Source organism: Alteromonas sp. CH_MED4-4 (assembly GCF_037029575.1).
GTDB lineage: Bacteria > Pseudomonadota > Gammaproteobacteria > Enterobacterales > Alteromonadaceae > Alteromonas > Alteromonas macleodii.
The window spans coordinates 1-20924 of sequence record NZ_JAYMEU010000042.1 but is presented as its reverse complement, the minus strand read 5'-3'; the positions used below and the strand labels follow the sequence as shown (position 1 = coordinate 20924).

Sequence of the window (20924 nt, the reverse complement as noted above, 5' to 3'; positions counted from 1 at the left end):
CACTTAATAACAATAAAACATTGACGACCAGCGAGAACCATTTTAACGTTGGCGTTGAACTAACAATTAAACGGACATTATGAGCGACGATAATCCTCACTCTACCAACGGCTCATCAGGCAAGAGTTGGTTAGATAAACTAAAAAATTCAATTTCTGGCGAGCCGAGAAGTAAAGAAGAGTTAGTATCGGTTATTACTGATGCTGAACAGAACGAAATCATAGACCCACAAACCCGCGAAATGATTGAAGGGGTTATTGGGGTAAATGAAATGCGAGTAAGGGATATCATGATCCCTCGCGCTCAAATGACCACCATCGATGTAGAGCAAAAGGTAGAAGAGTTTTTACCTGTAATGCTTGAATCTGCTCACTCCCGTTTCCCTGTTATCAGCGAAGATAAAGACCACATCGAAGGTATCCTGTTAGCAAAAGATCTTTTGGCTTTTGCATTTAACGCGGAAAAAGAATTTAACCTTCGCGATATTCTTCGCCCAGCGGTTATTGTTCCAGAAAGCAAACGCGTGGACGTTCTGCTTAAAGAGTTCCGTCAGCAACGCTACCACATGGCCATTGTTGTAGACGAATATGGCGGTGTGTCTGGTCTAGTCACGATTGAAGATATCCTTGAAATTATCGTGGGTGAAATTGAAGACGAATACGATACGGAAGAAGATGGTACCGATGATATTCGCCCGTTAAATAAATCAACATACTCTGTTAAAGCCTTAACGCCGGTTGACGATTTTAACGAGTTTTTTGAAACCAAGTTTAGCGAAGAAGAAGCCGACACTATTGGCGGTATTGTGCTGAAAGCGTTTGGTCATATGCCTGAAACCAATGACGAAATCACCATTGGCGACATTCAATTTAAAGTGACTAACTCTGATAAGCGCCGACTTATCCAACTTAAGGTTTCAGTGCCTTCGCTCGAATAGTGAAGTAACGCAAACTACGCCTGTTTCAGCATAGGGCAGCATGATTTTATGCGTGCTCACCCTATGTTGACGTAACAACTCTATTAACCACGATCAGATGACTCCTATGCTGAAACGGTTTACTCCCCACCTTCTTCTTTTACTAAGTGGTGCAAGCTTAACCCTTGCTTTCGCTCCCTTTAACATGTGGCTTTTAACTATTCCTGCGCTTGCACTTGCTATACGTCAGGTGATAAAGCTCAAACATCGTCCATTTTTAGCCGGATGGCTGTTCGGTGCGGGATGGTTTGGAGCGGGTATAAGCTGGGTTCATGTGAGTATTGCCGACTTTGGCGGGCTTCCCATTGCGGCATCTATTGGCATTATGGCGTTGCTATGTGGTTACTTATCGCTTTATCCTGCGCTTGCCACCAAGTTAACCGCCAAGTACTTCTCTCCCCACTTGTGGCCAATGGCGTTACCTCTTTTCTGGGTTGCGGCGGAGTGGCTACGAAGCTGGATGCTAACCGGCTTTCCATGGTTATCTTTAGGGTATAGTCAATTAGAGAGCCCTCTTTCAGGCTTTGCGCCAATCATCGGAGAAACGGGAATAAGCGCGCTTATCGTTATCAGCGCTACGCTATTTGCGTTGATACACAATAAGCGAACTTTCGCCAACGCAATGCTAGTGGCGCTGTGCTTATTTACCAGTGGCTACCTTCTTAAACAACATACTTGGGTTGCGCCCCAAAAAACCTACTCAGTAGGCATGGCTCAAGGCAACATCGCGCAAAGTCTGCGATGGGTGCCAGAGCAAGATGGTCCAACCATGGACACCTATTGGAAATTAACTGAAAGCTTATGGGATAACGACCTCATCATTTGGCCTGAAGCCGCGGTTCCCAAGCTTGAGCCATTAGCCCAACCTTATCTTGCTAAAGTTAACGAAAGAGCCTTTCAAGAGAACACGGCACTTATTACGGGTATTGTTAATTACAACTGGGAAACTGATGAAGCGTGGAACAACCTAATTGTGCTAGGTAAACGTACGCCAGATGCCGCTTATCCCGACTATCAATATTTCCACAACAACCGATTTTCGAAACATCATTTATTGCCCGTAGGCGAATTCGTACCTTTTGAAGACTGGCTTCGCCCGCTCGCTCCCCTATTCGATTTACCTATGTCATCATTCTCTCGAGGTGACTATCAACAGGCAAACCTTGAAGCTAACGGCATTCACCTAGCCCCCGCTATCTGTTTTGAAATTGCGTTTCCTCATCAAGTGATGGCAAATGTATATGAAAATACCGACATGATCATAACCGTGAGTAATGATGCGTGGTTTGGTCACTCACATGGGCCTGCTCAGCATTTGCAGATAGCGCAAATGCGCGCCCTTGAGTTAGGCCGCCCTGTCGTTAGAGCGACAAATAATGGCATTACGGCTTTTATAGACCACAGAGGCGAAATAACTGCTCGGCTACCTCAATTCATGGCAGGTAATATTTCGGCGCCAGTTGTCGCAACCAGAGGGTTTACACCGTATTACCATCTTCAAGAGCTAGGTGTTTGGTTTATAGTTATTTTGCTATTTGTTAGTGCGTTACTTCTTAGACGAAGACAGAGATGATCTGTACAAGTTAAAGGTACCGACACAATAGTCATTCAATAATAATACTAACTCGATGTAGGACATGTTGAGCTTGTTTTTTGCAAAGTTCAATGTGTGCTAATTAAGGAAATACTTGTGAACTGGGTTTCTCTTTTTTCAAAAAAACTACTCACCTTTTCTATCACTGCCATTGTTTGCTCTACTGCTGTTTTCGCAGAGACAACGGTAATTACTGCAGATCGCATGATTGACGTTGCTAACGGGAAAGTCGTCAAACAGGCGGCTGTTATTGTAACGGACAATATAATTACTGCATCTGGTCGCCTTAAAGACCTTACAGTTCCAAACGAAGCAACACGTATTGATTTAGGCAATGCCACGCTAATGCCTGGGTTAATGGATATGCACGTACACTTAACCAGTGATGCAACTCGACACGGGTACAAGCGTTTAGAAGTATCACTGCCCCGCGCGGCTATTACTGGCGTTAAACACGCTAAAGCAACGTTAGATGCAGGTTTTACCACTGTGCGTAATGTGGGTGCACCTGGTTTTGCTGATGTTGCGTTAAGAGATGCCATCAACGCGGGCGACGTAGTGGGACCGCGCATGTTTGTAGCTGGGCCAAGCCTAGGCGTAACTGGCGGCCATTGTGACAGCAATCTTTTGCCCTATGAGTATGACAATTATAGCGAAGGTGTAGCCGATGGCCCGTGGGAAGTACGCAAAAAAGTACGTCGAAATATTAAGTACGGCGCTACCGTGATCAAATTCTGCGCTACAGGTGGCGTTTTGTCTAAAGGCACAAAAGTAGGTGCACAGCAATACACATTCGAAGAAATGAAAGCCCTCATTGATGAGGCTCATTTGCGTGGTTTGACAGTAGCGACTCATGCTCATGGCACTAATGGCATTAAAGCAGCCATTAAAGCGGGTGTAGATTCAGTAGAACACGTAAGTTTGCTTGATGACGAAGCGATAGATTTAGCGAAAAAGAACGGTACTTACTTCTCTATGGATATTTACGTAACTGAATATATTCTGGGTGAAGGAGAGAAAGCTGGTATTCTAGAAGAAAGCCTGAATAAAGAGCGTATTGTTGGTAAAACTCAGCGCGAAAACTTTGAGAAGGCAGTTAAAGCTGGTGTAAATATGGTATTTGGTTCCGATGCCGGGGTTTACCCTCACGGTGATAATCCTAAGCAGTTTGCCCGGATGGTGAAGTTCGGTATGACCCCCATTCAGGCTATTCAAGCTGCTACTATTAACCCTGCCCGCTTACTGAAACAAGAAGCTACCCTTGGAAGTTTGGAAAAAGGTAAGCTGGCAGATATCGTCGCAGTGCCCGGCAACCCACTAGATGATATGAGCCTTATGGAAAAAGTGGGCTTTGTTATGAAAGATGGACAAATTGTGAAGCAGTACGCGATGTGATGAATGGCCGCTAAAAGAAAGTCTTTAGTTTGTAGTTCATAGATTGCAGCTTGCTGCACGGAGCAGAGGATAGTCGCTACGCAAGGTTAATAGCTTAGCAAAACATCACACTGCATCAGACTAAGAAATAAAAAACGGCGCTAACTTCATTTGAAGTAGCGCCGTTTTTGTTAGCAGCAACTATCTTACAACAGATAGGTAGTCTACCCTGTTAAACGTTACCTGCCGCCTGAATAGCAGTAAGTGCTATGGTAAATACAATATCGTCAACCAATGCACCGCGACTTAAATCGTTAACGGGCTTTCGCATGCCTTGCAGCATTGGGCCAATACACACTAGATCGAAGCTACGCTGTACCGCTTTGTAAGTGGTATTTCCGGTATTGAGGTCAGGAAAAACAAACACGTTTGCCTTACCAGCAACAGGGCTATTTGGTGCCTTGCTCTTGCCCACACTTTCGATAGCCGCTGCATCGTATTGAAGTGGACCATCAATAAGTAAATCAGGGCGAAGGCTTTGCGCAATTTTGGTTGCTTCTCTCACCTTTTCTACATCGCTTCCTGCACCTGACGAACCAGTGCTGTAGCTAATCATCGCAACCCGCGGTTCAATGCCAAACATTTGTGCAGATTCCGCAGATTGAATAGCAATATCAGCGAGCTGTTGAGCGTTGGGATCTGGGTTAATTGCACAGTCGCCGTAAACCAAAACTTGGTCAGGCAACAGCATAAAAAATACTGACGACACCAACGACGCGTTTTCAGCGGTCTTTATTAACTGGAGCGCTGGGCGAATAGTGTTCGCAGTTGTATTTACTGCACCTGACACTAATCCATCCACGTCATCTTGCTGAAGCATCATCGTGCCCAGAGTTACGTTATCTTCTAACAACTCTTGGGCAACCACTTCCGTCACACCTTTATGGCCGCGTAGCGCCACTAAGCTCTCAACATAGTCTTTTTTAATGGCCGACGGCGAGAGAATCTCAACGCCTTCGCTCAGTACAACACCTTGCTGTTCTGCTACCCGCCTAATCTCAGTTTCATCGCCTAGCAATACAGGACGAGCAAGACCCCGTTTGGCACAAATAGAGGCCGCCACCACGGTTCTTGGCTCGTTTCCTTCAGGAAGCACAATGCGTTTATTTACCTGCCTTGCACGGTTTGTTAGGTAAAAACGAAACGCTGATGGAGAGAGTTTTTTCTGGCGCGACACTTTTTGGGTAAGTGAATTTACCCAACTTGCGTCTAAACTTTCCGCAGTGTGAACCATCACCTTTTCAATGCGTTTACTGTCATCTACAGGTACTTCCTGATTAAAAGCGTGAAGTGCTTGTGCTGTTTGCCACGTATTGGAATTTACCAGCATAACCGGTAAGCCCGTTTCCATGGCCTGGCTACACAACGCCATAATGTTTTCATCCGGCTGATAGCCGCCGGTAAGCAAGAGCGCGCCTAGCTTTGTGCCATTTAATGCAGCTAAACAGCACGAAACAAAAACATCGCCGCGATCACCCGACATTACAAGTAGCGCCCCCGGCTTTAAGGTGTGCGTCATGTTGTGAATTTCTCGCGCGCAAAACGTGACACTACTTAAACGCCGCTCAGCCAGCTCGCCTTCGTTTAACAAGCTAGCGTTAAGATGCTTCGCTACGTCGGTGGCGCGAGGAGATACTAAATCAGCGCTCCAGTCAATTGTGCCAAGTAGACTCAAGCCCTTTTTGAAAATAGGCAAATCACGTAACGCTTGGGTTCGCTCTTCGTCGTGCTCAGGGGCTTCTATTGCGCCAATATCAGCGCGTAAGCGACCATGTTCATCAAAAGGCGCGTTAACTTTGTTAAAGATACAGCCCACTACTTTTTGACTTTTGTGACCGCCATAGGTGTCTACAACGATTTCGAGGCGATGATTGATATCCGTGGTCGACTCATTTCCCGGCACAGCCACGAAAACGATGTCGGCATCAAGTGCCCGACTAATTTCTAAATTCAGGCGCTCTGCATAAGGATGATGGCGAGTTGTCACCAGTCCTTCAATAACAGTAACAGCCTCTTGAACACTGCTTTCTTCAAACCGCTCGATGATCTCCTCTAAGAGCTCATCGGTGCTGTCGTTACTGATCATTCGCTCTACGTATTCAAGCTCGAAAGGCGTGATGGGCGACACACTGGCATGGTGCGCAATAATTGCTGTAGAGCGCTCTTCGCCGTTATCGCCTTTGCGTGGCTGTGCAACGGGCTTAAAGAAATTGAGCTTTATGCCTTGTTCCTCGATAGCACGAACAAGGCCCATGCTGACCGTAGTTAGGCCCACACTGGTGCCTACGGGGATCAACATAATTCTGCGAGACATAGTTACTCCTGCTTTTGCTAACGCGTTGGCGTTGCTTATATAATTTACGCGAAGGTTGCAGCTTCTGCGGCTATCACCCATTCTTCATTTGTAGGCACAACATAAACTGCCGTTGATGCGGTATCAGCGGTAATCTTTCCACCTTGACCAAATCGCGCGTCGGTATTTCTTTGCTCATCTAAGCTAATTCCAAAGTGGGCGAAATACCCCATAGTTGTCTCACGAATAAGCGATGAGTTCTCCCCTATTCCGCCTGTAAATACAATAGCGTCTAACGTGGGTACGGCTACCATATAACCCGCGATGTATTTAGCTAAGCGATAGCAAAAAATTTCAATGGCCAATAATGCACCTTCGTGACCTTCAAGCGCCGCATCTTCAAGGGTTCGACAGTCGTTACTCAGCTCTGAGATACCAAGTAATCCAGACTGTTTGTTCAGTAAATCACTTATCTCATCTGCGGTTTTGCCAAGCTTCTTCTGCAGCGTTCCCGGTAGACTCGGATCTAAGTCGCCACAGCGAGTGCCCATAACTAAGCCTTCAAGAGGAATAAAGCCAAGGCTTGTGTCTACCGCCACACCTTTTTCTATAGCCGACACACTGCAGCCATTGCCTAGGTGGGCACTGATAATACTGGTATCTGAAACCGGCTTCTCAAGAATTTTTGCCATGCTATCAAGTATGAACTTGTGACTGGTTCCATGGAATCCGTAGCGTCTTATGCCGTGCTCGCGATAAAGCGACATGGGTAAAGCATAAATAAAGGCTTTTTGGGGTAAGGTTTGAAAGAAAGAAGTATCAAATACGACTACGTGAGGCAGGTCAGGGTAAGCCTCTTGCGCCGTGACGATCCCCTTTAGGTTCGCCATATTATGAAGCGGAGCCATGCTTGCATAATCTTCAATTGCTTTTAGTACGCTATCATCGACAAGTGCAGCCTGCTTAAACTTTTCACCACCATGAACAACACGATGCCCTATTGCGATAGGCTTAACGCCCGTACTAGCGATAACTTCTGAAATTGCGCTTAACGCTTCGGTATGGCCAGCTTTTTCAGGTAGTGCGCGTTTCTCTTTTTTGCCGTTTAACTTGTAAGACAAACTAGCATCACTATTACCTAGTGCTTCAGCAATACCAGACAGTCCAGCCTCTCCAGTGTCAGCGTCAATTATCGCGAACTTTACGGACGAACTGCCGCAATTTAAAACTATAACTTCTTTCTTCATTTTTTAAATTTACAAATAAAAGTGGTAAGACATTTTGCTTAACCAAATTGTAGCATTTATAAACAACCGGATTGGTTAAACAATTGCTAAATGTTTTATAAAAAACATCGCATACACTTATTGTATGTGAGGTTTTTTCTCAATATTTATTGAAAAGCACGCGATTCATTTCATGCCGTAAAAAAAGAAACAAATAAAACCAATAAATACATGCACTTAAAATTAAATCCAAGTTTTTTGGAAAAAATATGCATTTTCTTTCTTGAAAAGTATTTGGGCCATTCCTATATATGTTTTGTCGGCGCTGAAAGGTCAGGTCGACAAAACCGCCGCCGCAGAGTCGGGGCATTTAAACTTTTAACATATTGCTTAATTTTGAGGATATGACTATGCGTACTATCGATCTATCTCCACTTTACCGTTCATTCATTGGTTCTGATCACCTAGCGTCATTAATTGATGCAGCATCTCGTGCTGAGAAGCAAAGTACCTACCCGCCGTATAACATAGAGTTACTTGGCGATGACAAGTATCGTGTAACCATGGCTATTGCCGGCTTTAGTAAAGACGACGTTTCTATTCAGGTTGAAGAAAACACGTTGACGATTACGGGCACGAAGAAAACGGAAGCGGACGATAAAGAAAGCAAAGAGCGTAAGTTCTTACACAAGGGCATTTCAGAGCGTAACTTTGAGCGTAAATTCCAACTTGGCGACCATGTAAAAGTGCTAGCTGCAGATATGGAAAACGGTCTGTTACACATCGATATGGAGCGAGTCATTCCTGAAGCCAAGAAGCCTCGTCAAATAGAGATTGGTTCTCGTTTAATTGAAAATTAATAGTTAGTTTCTTGGTTTGTTTCCCAACTTTTAGCGGCGCCTTTCGGCGCCGTTTTTTTGGGCTTAAAAAAATCGCTTTTCGTTGCCGCTTACCCGTTACTCACGCGTTGTCGATTTCAATGGCGTAATCAGCTTTACCCGATTCACCAGACTTAAAGTTACCTCGAAGGTTTTTTCCCGTCAGTTCACCTGTAGCAGACCCTTCAATTGATATAAATTCGCTGCTTGCAACTCCATTCTCAAACTTACCGGCATGCTGAAAAGTAACCGTGCCGCGCATACCGTTTACTACGCCAACGAAGGTTTCAAACCCGGTAAATTTGGCAGACATCTGAGATTGATAAGACATCAAAAACTCGACATTAGATTCGCCACTCATTTCACCAGAATACACCTGCTTAATACTAGCGTGAGATACCTTAATTCCCTCTGATCTTTCACTAAGTGTGTCTTCGTCCCATTGAGTAATGGAAAAACTTCCTTTGAACGCCATAAATATCTCTTTATAAATGGTTTTTAGTTATAAACTGTAAACCCTAGCTTCTCAGAAAGAAAAAAACAGTCAGCAAATTGTAACAGGGTGTTTAGATAATCCCCTTAAGCATGGCTAACCCCACTGCGTTACAGGTGCTTGCGTCCTTGATTTCTCCACGTTTTATTTTCTCCTTTAACTCATTTAAGGAGAGTGAAACAACGCGCAAGTCTTCTTCCTCAACATCGAGTTTTTGTGCGCCTTGGGTGAGGCCTTTAGCTACATAAATGTGATAACCCTGATTACAAAAACCGTATGCTAAATATTGAAAACCCACATATTCCATTGAATCTGCAGTTAAGCCAGTCTCTTCTTTAAGTTCACCTTTCGCCAATTCAACAGGGTCGACATCAGGGTTACTTTCCCATGCACCTTGAGGCAACTCAAGCTGGCGCTCTTTTATGGTATAGCGATATTGCTCAACCATGTAAACCGTATCGCCTTCTATCGGCAAAATAATAGCGAAGTCAGGCTTTTCCACCACGCCGTAAATGCCTTCGTTTCCACTGCTGCGTTGTATTTTGTCTTCTCTTACGCGAAGCCATTTGTTTTCGTACACAACTTTTGTATCTAGTGTTTTAATATCAGCCATGCCTCACTCCTCACTCACTGTCTTTTTCGTTTCGAAGAAAACCTGCACTTTCTTCCGTCTCTTTAAGTGTTAGGCGATCGTCAGGGTTTTTATTAAACGCTCGGGTTTGTTGATTAACTTGATGAATGGTACTTGCATTGGCTAAGTCTGATTCATTAGTGATTGAAGCGATGGTCTCTCTACCGCGTAAGAATGCTTTAATTTCGTCGACGATTTCCTTCAATTCTCCGTCGTTTTTGTTCATTCCCATTACAAAGCGCGGGGCTTCCAGATTGTTCATACCGCTAGTGGCGAATATAGAAGTGTTAATTCGGCTAGTAATGATCCACGGTGTGATACTGCTTCTAACTACGACATTTTCAGACCGTGTAGAATCGTGAATTGCCATACCTGTTGAAACTCTAGACTCGGTATACGTGCCTTCGGTTTTCATGTACATCAGCAAAGAGTTAAAGTTCAGCTCGCCCCAAAACATGTGAGACGCGTTATTTAAAATACTTCCTGCCGCTCTGAAAGTAAGCCAAGCGAATATCAGCATGAGCAAATTATTGACCATAGAAAAAGCACTGTTCAACAGTGCGCTGTTATCTACACCGATATTGATAACCAGATGTAGTAGCTCAGCGAGCTGTACGCCAGATGAGTAAAACAATACCGCGGCAACAACGACGGCAACTTGCGCAATGGCGCTCAACGCTACCTTAGCCCCTTTGGGTAATGCTAACCCCTCACTGAGGGTTGGCTGAGTTTCTATCAGTAATTCCCCTTCGAAACTCCCCTTCCCTTCAGCCTGCTCTTTAAGCTTAGGAACAAAGTCTGCGTATATTCTGTTTGGGACTTCCTTGTAACGACGGTTGGCAAGCACGATGTTTTCAATATTGATAAAAATCTCATTGGGATGAACAGACTCTTGCATGTTTGCTCGAAATTCGCTGACTTCAGTTTGCGGTGTCACTAAATCCATGCGCTTTTTAAGTAAGGGAAATACAAGACCTATCACCACGCCAATACTGATGAAAAGGTACACAAAATTCAGCCAAGCGCTAAAAAAAGCATGTTCTTCAGACCAAGTTTTAAGTTCATTGATATTACTTCCCACCACACCATCGAGAAACACACCCGCACCAAGAGGAACGACTAGTGCTAACCCAATGATCACACCAATTGATAACCCTCCCGCTTTAGCAAGTTGCGAGTTTCCTTCGTTATGGATGCCCTTTGCCGTAGAGGTCCAGTTGGCAACAAAATAGATAAGCAATACCAAAGAAAGAACAGGCATAACGACAATTTTTGCGACTTCACCTGCAAAGCCATTACTTACTAAAAAATAGACGATGGCGTAGGTAACTAAGCCCACGATAAGTGTCGCCCCCATGGCTAAAATTTCTTGGGCAAGATGGCGTAGCGGGTAAGGTAAGAAAACAAGCTTAGGAAAAACGCTGTGAACTAGCCGAGCGAGCCAGCCTTTTGGCTCCTCAAAGGTAGTATTTCGTCTTCCCATAAGCATAGAGTGCAGTGACTCTTTTGAGTAAAGCAGGGATTTTTGCTCTGCCTGAGCAGCATCTTGTTCAGATTTTGAGAAGTTGTAGGCCAGTGAAGTGGGAACCGTTCTACCTACAAAAAAGCGCATAAGTTGAAGGATACCAACCGCCGTATGGCGTATTCCCGATACTACTAAAACAAAACCAACCGCTAGCAAGGTATAGCCTTTCACCTTGTTGGCTTCAAATATTGCCGGTACTGTGAAAACAACGTAAACCGCTAACAATAGCGTTAAGACACCACCCAGTGTTCTAAACGCTCCTTCTGTCTTAAATGGGTTCTTTATCCCTAGCGTCTGAGAACCAAAATCATAAGCCATGATGCATCCTTTCGAAAACAAAAGGAAAAATCATACTTAGTGTAAGTAGATTGAGCAATGATTTTAAGTAGAGCGCCCGCCAGTCAGAGACTACAATTTTTTAAACTCGGGCTATTTACCGTTCTTAATCTACGTTAAACCCTGCAATAGTGCGTTGCAGTAAATGGTTGTTGCGCTGCATTTCATCAGACAGCTCAGACAATTGTTGTGCTATGTGAAGTTCGTGCCGCGCGGCTTCCTCAACCACTACTACATCTTTAGCTACCACTTCCGTGGTCACTGACTGTTGCTCGGCCGCAGACGACATATTATTCGCCATAAGCTCGAGCTCGCACGCTGCTTCTTTCACCTTTTCCGCAGTTTGCCGCCCTTCAATAGTTGTATTCATTGACGCTTCTATAGATACAACATTCTTGTTGATATCATCGACAACAATTACGCTGGCGTCCTTTAGGCTCACTAACAGCGTAGATATTTTATCAGACGATTCCCTGCTACTTTGTGCAAGGTTTCTTACTTCGTCAGCAACGACGGCAAAGCCTCGGCCATGCTCCCCTGCTCTAGCAGCTTCAATTGCTGCATTAAGTGCGAGAAGATTAGTTTGGTCGGAAAGGGTATTGATAGTTTCCAGTATATTTCCTATTTCGCTGACTTTCATTTCCATTTGAGCGGCATTAGATTGAACATTTCGAATATCATCTGAAAGCACTACCATGCTCTTTCGTATATTGTCGTTGGCTAAAAGCGAATGGTCAGCTAAACGATCTAGGCTTTGACTCGCATTAAGCGTTGCCAACGAAGAACTGGCAATCTCACGGCTTGTTACCACCACCTCTTCAACCGCCGATGCAATATTAGTGGTGAGTTGCTGAGTACTCCCAGCGTCACTTAGCATTTCAGCGCACGCCGTTTCTAAATTGTTTGATAATCGAGAACTTGTGCTTATCGACTGGCCTAACCCCCGAATAAGGTCACGTAAAGCTAAGATGGTTGTGTTAACAGTACGAGATGCATCACTTCTTTCGAAGCAAAGGATTAATGAAAAGGTGATAAAACCTATACATCTACAACTAGTTCCAGAGCTAAGTATAGGCCTCTTTGTAAAAGCGGTGGATTTTTATACTAAAAATCGCATGTACTTTGGGATAGGAAAACGCAAAAGTGAGCTAACGAGACAGCGTCATCACTTAATTTTATTCTTAAAGTACGAGCGCAGCAGGAACAGGGCTAACCGTTGAGTTCAATAAATGCTTATTAAACAACAATACACAGGCAAGAAAATTAAAAAACGCTTTGGCTTAACAGATTACAAATCCATGATCGGATTCAGAAGTTTTGTGACGGAAAATATAGCCAGCAGAAGGACTCTGCTGGCTTGCGTAGTTAGATATATTCTACTTCGATGATTTCAACTTCAACTGCGCCGGCTGGCGTTTGAATCGTTACCATGTCATCAAGCTCTTTGCCTATTAGACCACGAGCGATAGGTGAATTAACCGAAATCAAGTTGTTCTTAATATCAGCTTCGTCATCACCAACAATACGGTAGGTGGTTTCTTCATCGGTATCGACGTTTAGAATGGTTACGGTAGTACCGAAAATAACCTTACCCGTATTTTCCATTTTGGTAACGTCGATAATCTGTGCATTTGATAGCTTGCCTTCAATATCTTGAATGCGGCCTTCACAGAAGCTTTGCTGCTCACGGGCCGCGTGATACTCAGCATTTTCTTTTAAGTCACCATGTTCACGTGCTTCGGCAATAGACTCGATAATACGTGGGCGTGTTTTGGTTTTTAGCTCATTTAATTCGTCACGCAGCATTTGAGCGCCGCGCGCTGTCATTGGATACTGACTCATGAATACCGTCTCACTTAGCTAGTAATTTAAACAGAAAAGTGCGCCGCGAAGGCGCACTTTTTATTCGTTCACACAAATGTAATATTGCTAGGATACCTCGTATCCTAGCGTATGTCATTAGTGTTTGAGTCTAGCGTGTAGTTCTTGAACTGACGCCACTTTATTGCGGTCATCAGCAGACTTAGCACGGATAGTTGCGAACGCTGCGTTCATTGTCGTGGTGTAGGTTACCTTGTTTAGCAAGGCTTCACGACGAATGTACACTGAGTCGGTGATGGCTTGACGACCTTCTGTTGTATTAATCAAATACGCGTATTCGCCATTTTTGATTGCATCAACAATATTAGGGCGGCCTTCAGACATCTTATTAACCACAGTACTCATGATGCCTGCATCATAAAGCTCGGTAGCCGTACCGCGGGTAGCTTCAATACTGAAGCCCGCTTCAACCAACGCTTTTGCCAGAGCAATCATACGAGGCTTGTCGGTATCACGTACTGAAATAAGCGCTTTACCTTGCTTAGGTAGTGGCGCACCCGCACCTAAGTTAGCTTTAGCATAGGCTTCTTCGAAGGTATCGCCAACGCCCATTACTTCACCCGTTGAGCGCATCTCTGGGCCTAGCAGTGGGTCAACACCTTGGAACTTAGCAAATGGAAGCACCACTTCTTTCACAGAGTAGAAAGGTGGAATCACTTCTTCTGTTACGCCCTGCTCTGCTAGGCTCACGCCAGCCATTACACGTGCTGCAACTTTAGCAAGAGGTACACCCGTTGCCTTAGAAACGAATGGAACGGTACGTGCTGCACGAGGGTTAACCTCGATTAGGTATACTTCACCATCTTTAATCGCAAACTGTGTGTTCATCAGACCGACTACGCCAAGTTCAAGCGCCATGGCTTTAACTTGTTCGCGCATGACATCTTGAATCTCTTTTGAAAGCGAGTGTGGAGGTAATGAACACGCAGAGTCACCAGAGTGAACACCCGCTTGTTCAATGTGTTCCATGATGCCGCCAATCACTACGTCTTTGCCGTCGCAAATAGCGTCGATATCAACTTCAATAGCATCATCCAAGAAACGGTCTAGCAATACTGGCGCGTCGTTGGACACTTTAACCGCTTCATTAAGGTAACGCTTAAGATCTTTGAGGTCATACACGATTTCCATCGCACGACCACCTAGCACGTAGCTTGGACGAACCACTAGCGGGAAGCCAATCTCTTCAGCCATAGTTAGCGCTTGCTCAACGTTAGTTACCGTGGCATTCGCAGGCTGCTTGAGGTTAAGCTTGTTCACCATTTGCTGGAAGCGCTCACGGTCTTCGGCACGGTCAATCGCTTCTGGTGAGGTACCGATAACCGGTACACCCGCCGCCTCTAGTGCACGAGCAAGTTTAAGTGGCGTTTGACCACCATATTGCACGATAACGCCTTTCGGCTGCTCTTTAGCAACGATTTCAAGTACATCTTCCAGCGTTACTGGCTCGAAGTACAGACGGTCTGATGTGTCGTAGTCGGTAGATACTGTCTCAGGGTTACAGTTAACCATAATGGTCTCGTAACCGTCTTCACGCATTGAAAGCGCCGCGTGAACACAGCAGTAGTCGAACTCAATACCTTGACCAATTCGGTTTGGACCGCCGCCCAAAACCATGATCTTGTCTTTGTCAGTTGGCGCTGCTTCACACTCTTCGTCATACGTTGAGTACATGTAAGCTGTACTGGTAGAGAATTCTGCTGCACAAGTATCTACACGCTTGTAGACAGGAGAAATACCAAAGTCACGACGGGTTTCACGAATATCGCTTTCTGCCACTTTGGTTAGCTCAGCAAGACGCGCATCAGAGAAGCCTTTACGCTTAAGTGCGCGCATAAAGTCAGCATCAATACTCGGTAAACCAAGCTCCGCTACTTTAGCTTCAAGAAGAATAAGATCTTCAAGCTGTACAAGGTACCAGCGGTCGATATTAGTAAGGTTAAATACCTCTTCAACCGTCATGCCCATACGGAATGCATCACCAATGTACCAAATGCGCTCTGCACCAGGCTGACGAAGTTCATAAACCACTTTATTACGTGACTCAGGGTCTTCAAGGTCAACCATTGGGTTCAGGCCTGTCGCACCTACTTCAAGACCACGAAGGGCTTTTTGAAGTGATTCTTGCTGGTTACGGCCAATGGCCATCACTTCACCTACAGACTTCATTTGGGTAGTCAGTCGGTCGTTAGCACCGGCAAACTTCTCAAAGTTAAAGCGTGGGATCTTAGTCACTACGTAGTCGATAGACGGCTCGAAAGAGGCTGGCGTTAGGCCACCTGTAATGTCATTTGCTAATTCATCTAGCGTGTAACCTACCGCAAGTTTCGCTGCTACTTTCGCAATTGGGAAACCTGTTGCTTTAGACGCAAGTGCTGATGAACGCGATACACGCGGGTTCATCTCGATGATGACCATACGGCCAGTTTTCGGATCTACACCGAACTGTACGTTTGAACCGCCGGTTTCAACGCCAATTTCACGCAGTACAGCCATCGCTGCATTACGCATTAGCTGGAATTCTTTGTCAGTCAGGGTTTGTGCTGGAGCAACTGTGATTGAGTCGCCGGTATGCACGCCCATAGGGTCGAAGTTTTCGATAGTACATACAATAATGCAGTTATCTGCTTTATCGCGTACTACTTCCATTTCGTACTCTTTCCAACCTAGCAACGATTCATCGATAAGCAGCTCGTTGGTAGGAGAAAGGTCTAAGCCACGGTGACAAATTTCATTAAATTCATCAATGTTGTACGCGATACCGCCGCCGGTTCCACCCATGGTGAAAGACGGACGAATGATACAAGGGAAGCCGATGCGGCTTAGTACATCGTGCGCTTCATCCATGCTGTGCGCGATTTCCGCACGTGGACATTCAAGGCCGATGTTTTTCATTGCTTTGTCAAAGCGCTCGCGGTTTTCTGCTTTATCGATTGCATCTGCCGTTGCACCGATGAGCTCACAACCGAACTCTTCAAGTACGCCATGCTTGTCTAGCTCTAGCGCACAGTTAAGCGCAGTTTGTCCACCCATTGTAGGTAAGATGGCATCTGGACGTTCTTTTTCGATGATCTTGCGAACCACTTCCCAGTGAATAGGCTCGATGTAAGTCGCATCTGCCATTTCTGGGTCGGTCATAATGGTTGCTGGGTTAGAGTTAACCAAAATAACACGGTAGCCTTCTTCTCGAAGGGCTTTACACGCTTGCGCGCCTGAATAATCGAATTCACAAGCCTGGCCGATAACAATAGGGCCAGCACCAATGATAAGAATACTTTGTATGTCGGTACGTTTTGGCATAGCGGGCTAATTCCTACTGCTTGTGTTGTTCAATAAGTTCGATGAAGTGGTCGAATAACGGTGCCGCTTCATGAGGACCTGGGCTGGCTTCAGGGTGTCCCTGGAAGCTGAACGCAGGCTTGTCGGTGCGGTGAATACCTTGCAGCGACTTGTCGAACAACGAAATGTGAGTTACTTCTAGGTTATCTGGCAAGCTAGACTCATCAACAGCAAAACCGTGGTTTTGGCTAGTGATCATAACTACATTGCGCTTAAGGTCTTTAACCGGGTGGTTTGCACCGTGGTGTCCAAACTTCATCTTCACTGTCTTCGCACCACTTGCGATAGCAAGTAGCTGGTGACCAAGACAAATACCAAATACAGGCGTACCGGTTTCGACGATAGTTTTGATTGCGGTTACTGCGTAGTCACATGGCTCTGGGTCGCCCGGGCCATTTGACAAAAATACACCGTCAGGATTCATGGCTAGTACGTCTTCAGCAGGCGTTTGCGCTGGTACTAACGTAACTTTACAACCGCGGTCAGCTAGCATGCGAAGAATATTATTTTTAACACCGTAGTCAAAAGCAACAACGTGATATTTGAACTCGCTTGGTGTTACATAACCTTTACCAAGTTCCCAACTGCCTTCTGTCCATGTTTTTGGCTCAGTAATACTTACTACTTTTGCCAAATCCATGCCTTTAAGGCCAGGGAAAGCTTTTGCTTGCGCTAGTGCGCTAGACTCGTCTAATTCATCAGAGCAAATAATGCAGCCGTTTTGTGCACCTTTGTCTCGCAAGATACGCGTTAAGCGACGTGTATCAATGTCGGCAATACCCACAACGCCTTTCGCTTTAAGGTATTCAGACAAAGTTTGCTGTTGACGAAAGTTACTAGCAACAAGAGGTAGGTCACGGATGATTAGACCTTTCGACCAGATTTTATCTGCTTCGACGTCTTCTTCGTTAGTGCCGGTGTTGCCAATGTGTGGATAAGTAAGGGTGATGAGTTGTTCAGCGTAGGATGGGTCGGTGAGAATTTCTTGATAGCCGGTCATGGAAGTATTAAAAACGACTTCCCCAACGGCGGAGCCTGTAGCGCCTATCGCCGTACCTTTAAAAACAGAACCATCCTCTAACACCAAAAGGGCAGAATTAGCCAAGTCAACCTCCAGATTAAGGATAACTATGTGTTTGTGCAGTTTCCTGCACAAACCCCACAAAAAACGGGAGTTATTGATAACAATACATCCCGTTTTACGATCTTTGCAGCTAATAAAACCGCACTCTTCAGCCATTTTGGCGGCCTCAGAATACGAAATTCTGGCAAATTCCGGCGAGTATACATCACTGACCGAAAATGGCAAATTTATTTGTAATAATTTACTAAAATACCGCTTATACCACCATTTTTGCGCAGAACCACCGAAAGTACGGCTTATTGCTCATTTAAAGTGCAACTTTAGTTTAACACTTTGATAACGCCCTCAAGCTCGCCTGCTAATTTAGCTACAGCATGCTGGCATAAAAACGCCTATAGCTTTAAATCAAGTACATCAACCATGGAGTATAGACCAGGTTCTTTTCCATACAACCACTTCGCTGCATGCACTGCGCCTTTTGCAAAAGTAAGTCGACTTGATGCCTTGTGCGTAATCTCTAGGCGCTCACCAATATCTGCAAATAAGGCTGTGTGTTCACCGACGATGTCTCCGGCTCGAATTGTTGCGAAGCCAATAGTACCTTGGTCGCGTTCAGGCTCTTTTCCTTCTCTGCCGTATACAGCGCAGGTTTTTAAATCACGGCCCAATTCGTCAGCAATGGCTTCACCAATGGCCATGGCTGTACCAGAAGGCGCGTCTTGTTTAAATCTGTGATGTGCTTCTGTTATTTCGATGTCAGCCGTTTCACCCAGCACACTTGCAGCTTGTCGAACTAGGGAAAGCATTAAATTTACGCCCACACTGTAATTAGCCGCAAATACGATAGATATATGCTTTGCTGCTTCGTCGAGTGCCGCTAACTGTGAATCGTTTAATCCAGTAGTTCCAATAACAACAGGCATTTTATTTTTAACGCACCACGTAAGATTACTTTCAATAACCGAAGGCAGGGTGAAATCGATCATTACATCTGCATCATTACCACTTAAATCTGATAGCGCAGTACAATCAACGTCTTTTTTGCCAATGCCCGCAAGTTCGCCCACATTTAGTCCAACCCAAGGTGAATCATCGCGTACCGTTGCCACGCTAAGTTGTGCATCGTCACTTAAATCTAGCGCTTCAACTAAAACCCGTCCCATACGCCCGTTGGCGCCAAATAATCCTACTTTCATTTTTTCGTTTTACACTTTTATAAACCTTCAACTGTGAGGCATTTTGCCAAATGCCGTCACTATTGCAATGTGAGATTCATATTAAATAGGCATAACAAGGAATCGGTAAGATTTAACCACTACCAATCTGCATAGTTCTTTGCCAAAACTTCAGGCTCGGATGTAAAAAAAATTCAGTACACGATGCTTAGGACATGTTGAGCTTTACTGCGCATTTTTGATGCAAAGATCACCATGTCCTAATTGCAACACTAAGACAAACAGAGGTTTTCTGCCGTTGGGCCTACTTGTTTTATAGAGTAAGTTAAGCGACGCTATGGCAATTAACAGATGACCGAGTACTTATTCGTCACCGCTGAACGGCAAGTGTGGATAAGTCAGAATACAACCCAACTAAATTTACTATGCAAAAAACTCTTATATGGGATATTCCCACCCGGCTTTTTCACTGGCTTATTGTAGCGAGCCTTTTAGCGCAATATGCAACAGTAGAATGGCTTGAAAACAAAGTGCAATGGCACTTTTACATTGGGTACTTCACCTTATTCCTTATCGTTTTCCGCATAATCTGGGGATTTGTTGGTACGCAACACGCCAAGTTCAGTAGCTTTATTACTGGCCCCAGAAAGGTTTTCAATTATATAAAAACCTTATTTAATAGGCAGTCCGAACCCGCTATTGGCCACAACCCTTTAGGCGGATGGTTTGTCGTCGTTATGCTAGTGTTGCTTACCATACAAGCGGTATCGGGATTGTTCATGACCGATGATATTTTCTTAGACGGTCCCTATCGCCAGTTAGCCGGAGAAGAAACACTAGCGCTAATGAACACTCTGCATCACCTTGCCTTTGATGTGTTACTTTACGTTATCGCACTTCATATAGGCGCGGTAATATTTTACAGCGTGTATAAGAAGCAAAAATTGGTTCCTGCCATGGTGCATGGCAATAAGGAGTCAGCAACAGCAGGTATTACTGACTCGCGAATTCTACGTGCTTTTGTTGTGGCGCTCATCGCCGCAGCAGCTGTATATGTGGCTATTGAAGTATACCCGCCAGCTCCACAGGCAGATGAATATTACTACTAGCTAAACAGCGGTGGGCTTGTTGACCAAGCCCTTCTCTCGCATGAGCGTCTCAATCTCACTTACGCTTGACGGATCATCGATGGTTGAGGGTACGGCAACAGATTCATTGGCTGCAATTTGACGCAGCAGTTTTCGGAGTATTTTACCTGACCGGGTTTTGGGTAAACGATTGACGACGATGGCTCGCTTAAAGCACGCCACTGGCCCGATTTTATCGCGAACCCGTTGAACCAAATCTTGTTCAAGTTCCTGTTCATCAACGGTAACGCCGTCTTTTAGCAGTACCAATCCAACTGGCAATTGCCCTTTTAACGCATCATGGATACCTATTACACTACATTCAGCAATGGCAGGATGTCCTGCAAGCACTTCTTCCATTTCACCAGTAGATAACCGGTGCCCGGCAACGTTTATGACATCGTCGGTGCGACCCATAATAAATACGTAGCCATCTTCATCTACGTACCCGTTATCTCCGGTGCTGTAATACCCTTCAAATTCTCGTAAATAGCCATCAACAAACCGTTGATGGTCTTGCCAAATGGTTGTCAAACAACCTGGGGGAAGCGGTAACTTGATAGCAATAGCGCCTTTTTCACCGGTTATTTGCTGTTCATCAGCACCTTTCAATACCGTTACGTTAAATCCAGGTGTAGGCACGCTTGATGAACCGGGTTTCGTGGCCAATGGTTCAAGCCCCATCGGGTTTGAACAAATCGGCCAGCCAGTTTCGGTTTGCCACCAATGGTCGATAACGGGAACACCAACCTTCTCGCTCGCCCAGAAATATGTTGGCGGATCTAGACGTTCACCCGCCATAAATAAGGTACGCAAGCTCGACGTATTGTATTTAGATAAAAACTCAGCATCAGGGTCTAATGCTAGTCAGTTAAGCTGACTGGCTTTTTTCTTTGTGGGGTATTTAGTCGGTCTTTTCCTCACAACTCGTG

The 20924-nt window shown here is 45.0% G+C and carries 15 protein-coding genes and 1 pseudogene; 5 read left to right on the top strand and 11 right to left on the bottom strand.

Features of this window, described 5'->3' with window-relative positions:
- Positions 1 to 79 precede the first annotated feature (79 nt).
- The 3 genes from corC to WA381_RS19675 all read left to right on the top strand — a co-directional run bounded on the left by corC (position 80) and on the right by WA381_RS19675 (position 3965).
- Positions 80 to 937, top strand: a complete 858-nt coding sequence (gene corC, locus WA381_RS19685; RefSeq protein ID WP_014948991.1) for a CNNM family magnesium/cobalt transport protein CorC — start codon at positions 80 to 82, stop codon at positions 935 to 937.
- Between the two features lie 106 nt (positions 938 to 1043).
- A complete protein-coding gene (gene lnt / locus WA381_RS19680; protein WP_156086184.1) occupies positions 1044 to 2549 on the top strand; it encodes an apolipoprotein N-acyltransferase in 1506 nt (501 codons plus the stop codon).
- Between the two features lie 117 nt (positions 2550 to 2666).
- Positions 2667 to 3965 (top strand): Xaa-Pro dipeptidase, encoded by a 1299-nt coding sequence (locus WA381_RS19675; RefSeq protein WP_039230292.1) that lies wholly within the window; start codon positions 2667 to 2669, stop codon positions 3963 to 3965.
- 211 nt (positions 3966 to 4176) lie between these two features.
- Here WA381_RS19675 and pta read toward each other — a convergent pair whose 3' ends face one another.
- Both pta and WA381_RS19665 read right to left on the bottom strand, forming a co-directional pair.
- The gene (pta, locus tag WA381_RS19670; RefSeq protein WP_075176291.1) at positions 4177 to 6318 is read right to left on the bottom strand and encodes a phosphate acetyltransferase; all 2142 of its coding nucleotides are present in this window, start codon (positions 6316 to 6318) and stop codon (positions 4177 to 4179) included.
- Positions 6319 to 6362: 44 nt separating this feature from the next.
- Positions 6363 to 7544: an acetate kinase gene (locus WA381_RS19665; RefSeq protein WP_014948987.1), complete on the bottom strand. Its 1182-nt coding sequence runs from the start codon at positions 7542 to 7544 to the stop codon at positions 6363 to 6365.
- Between the two features lie 389 nt (positions 7545 to 7933).
- On the opposite strand from WA381_RS19665, the gene WA381_RS19660 reads away from it, so the two are divergent.
- Positions 7934 to 8383 (top strand): Hsp20 family protein, encoded by a 450-nt coding sequence (locus WA381_RS19660; RefSeq protein WP_014976128.1) that lies wholly within the window; start codon positions 7934 to 7936, stop codon positions 8381 to 8383.
- Positions 8384 to 8483: 100 nt separating this feature from the next.
- Here WA381_RS19660 and WA381_RS19655 read toward each other — a convergent pair whose 3' ends face one another.
- The 8 genes from WA381_RS19655 to dapB form a co-directional block, all read right to left on the bottom strand.
- Complete coding sequence (locus WA381_RS19655; protein WP_014948986.1) at positions 8484 to 8876, bottom strand: DUF3224 domain-containing protein; 393 nt, start codon at positions 8874 to 8876, stop codon at positions 8484 to 8486.
- Between the two features lie 91 nt (positions 8877 to 8967).
- Entirely contained in the window at positions 8968 to 9507 is a 540-nt protein-coding gene (locus tag WA381_RS19650; protein ID WP_014976126.1) for an NUDIX domain-containing protein, read from the bottom strand.
- A 10-nt stretch (positions 9508 to 9517) separates the two neighbouring features.
- On the bottom strand, positions 9518 to 11368 hold the full coding sequence (locus WA381_RS19645) for a hypothetical protein (protein ID WP_156086183.1): 1851 nt from the start codon (positions 11366 to 11368) through the stop codon (positions 9518 to 9520).
- 124 nt (positions 11369 to 11492) lie between these two features.
- Positions 11493 to 12263, bottom strand: coding sequence for a methyl-accepting chemotaxis protein (locus tag WA381_RS19640; protein ID WP_156086182.1), 771 nt, complete (start codon positions 12261 to 12263; stop codon positions 11493 to 11495).
- Positions 12264 to 12751: 488 nt separating this feature from the next.
- Positions 12752 to 13228: a transcription elongation factor GreA gene (gene greA / locus WA381_RS19635; RefSeq protein ID WP_014948981.1), complete on the bottom strand. Its 477-nt coding sequence runs from the start codon at positions 13226 to 13228 to the stop codon at positions 12752 to 12754.
- Positions 13229 to 13345: 117 nt separating this feature from the next.
- The gene (carB, locus tag WA381_RS19630) at positions 13346 to 16567 is read right to left on the bottom strand and encodes a carbamoyl-phosphate synthase large subunit (RefSeq protein ID WP_156086181.1); all 3222 of its coding nucleotides are present in this window, start codon (positions 16565 to 16567) and stop codon (positions 13346 to 13348) included.
- Positions 16568 to 16580: 13 nt separating this feature from the next.
- Positions 16581 to 17711 (bottom strand): glutamine-hydrolyzing carbamoyl-phosphate synthase small subunit, encoded by a 1131-nt coding sequence (gene carA / locus WA381_RS19625; RefSeq protein ID WP_014948979.1) that lies wholly within the window; start codon positions 17709 to 17711, stop codon positions 16581 to 16583.
- 371 nt (positions 17712 to 18082) lie between these two features.
- The gene (dapB, locus tag WA381_RS19620; protein WP_156086180.1) at positions 18083 to 18886 is read right to left on the bottom strand and encodes a 4-hydroxy-tetrahydrodipicolinate reductase; all 804 of its coding nucleotides are present in this window, start codon (positions 18884 to 18886) and stop codon (positions 18083 to 18085) included.
- A gap of 404 nt (positions 18887 to 19290) precedes the next feature.
- Here dapB and WA381_RS19615 point away from each other — a divergent pair, with 404 nt between their 5' ends.
- Positions 19291 to 19974: a cytochrome b/b6 domain-containing protein gene (locus tag WA381_RS19615; RefSeq protein WP_044583832.1), complete on the top strand. Its 684-nt coding sequence runs from the start codon at positions 19291 to 19293 to the stop codon at positions 19972 to 19974.
- Here WA381_RS19615 and WA381_RS19610 read toward each other — a convergent pair.
- Positions 19975 to 20850, bottom strand: a pseudogene (locus WA381_RS19610) (AMP-binding enzyme); the annotation flags it as partial.
- Positions 20851 to 20924: the final 74 nt, after the last annotated feature.

Excerpts from the sequence above, each read along its gene's own strand:
- pta (WP_075176291.1), bottom strand. The coding sequence starts at position 6,318 with ATGTCTCGCAGAATTATGTTGATCCCCGTAGGCACCAGTGTGGGCCTA.
- WA381_RS19660 (WP_014976128.1), top strand. The coding sequence starts at position 7,934 with ATGCGTACTATCGATCTATCTCCACTTTACCGTTCATTCATTGGTTCT.
- corC (WP_014948991.1), top strand. The coding sequence starts at position 80 with ATGAGCGACGATAATCCTCACTCTACCAACGGCTCATCAGGCAAGAGT.
- WA381_RS19615 (WP_044583832.1), top strand. The coding sequence starts at position 19,291 with ATGCAAAAAACTCTTATATGGGATATTCCCACCCGGCTTTTTCACTGG.
- greA (WP_014948981.1), bottom strand. The coding sequence starts at position 13,228 with ATGAGTCAGTATCCAATGACAGCGCGCGGCGCTCAAATGCTGCGTGAC.
- WA381_RS19645 (WP_156086183.1), bottom strand. The coding sequence starts at position 11,368 with ATGGCTTATGATTTTGGTTCTCAGACGCTAGGGATAAAGAACCCATTT.
- lnt (WP_156086184.1), top strand. The coding sequence starts at position 1,044 with ATGCTGAAACGGTTTACTCCCCACCTTCTTCTTTTACTAAGTGGTGCA.
- WA381_RS19655 (WP_014948986.1), bottom strand. The coding sequence starts at position 8,876 with ATGGCGTTCAAAGGAAGTTTTTCCATTACTCAATGGGACGAAGACACA.
- WA381_RS19665 (WP_014948987.1), bottom strand. The coding sequence starts at position 7,544 with ATGAAGAAAGAAGTTATAGTTTTAAATTGCGGCAGTTCGTCCGTAAAG.
- WA381_RS19640 (WP_156086182.1), bottom strand. The coding sequence starts at position 12,263 with ATGCTAAGTGACGCTGGGAGTACTCAGCAACTCACCACTAATATTGCA.
- dapB (WP_156086180.1), bottom strand. The coding sequence starts at position 18,886 with ATGAAAGTAGGATTATTTGGCGCCAACGGGCGTATGGGACGGGTTTTA.
- carB (WP_156086181.1), bottom strand. The coding sequence starts at position 16,567 with ATGCCAAAACGTACCGACATACAAAGTATTCTTATCATTGGTGCTGGC.
- WA381_RS19650 (WP_014976126.1), bottom strand. The coding sequence starts at position 9,507 with ATGGCTGATATTAAAACACTAGATACAAAAGTTGTGTACGAAAACAAA.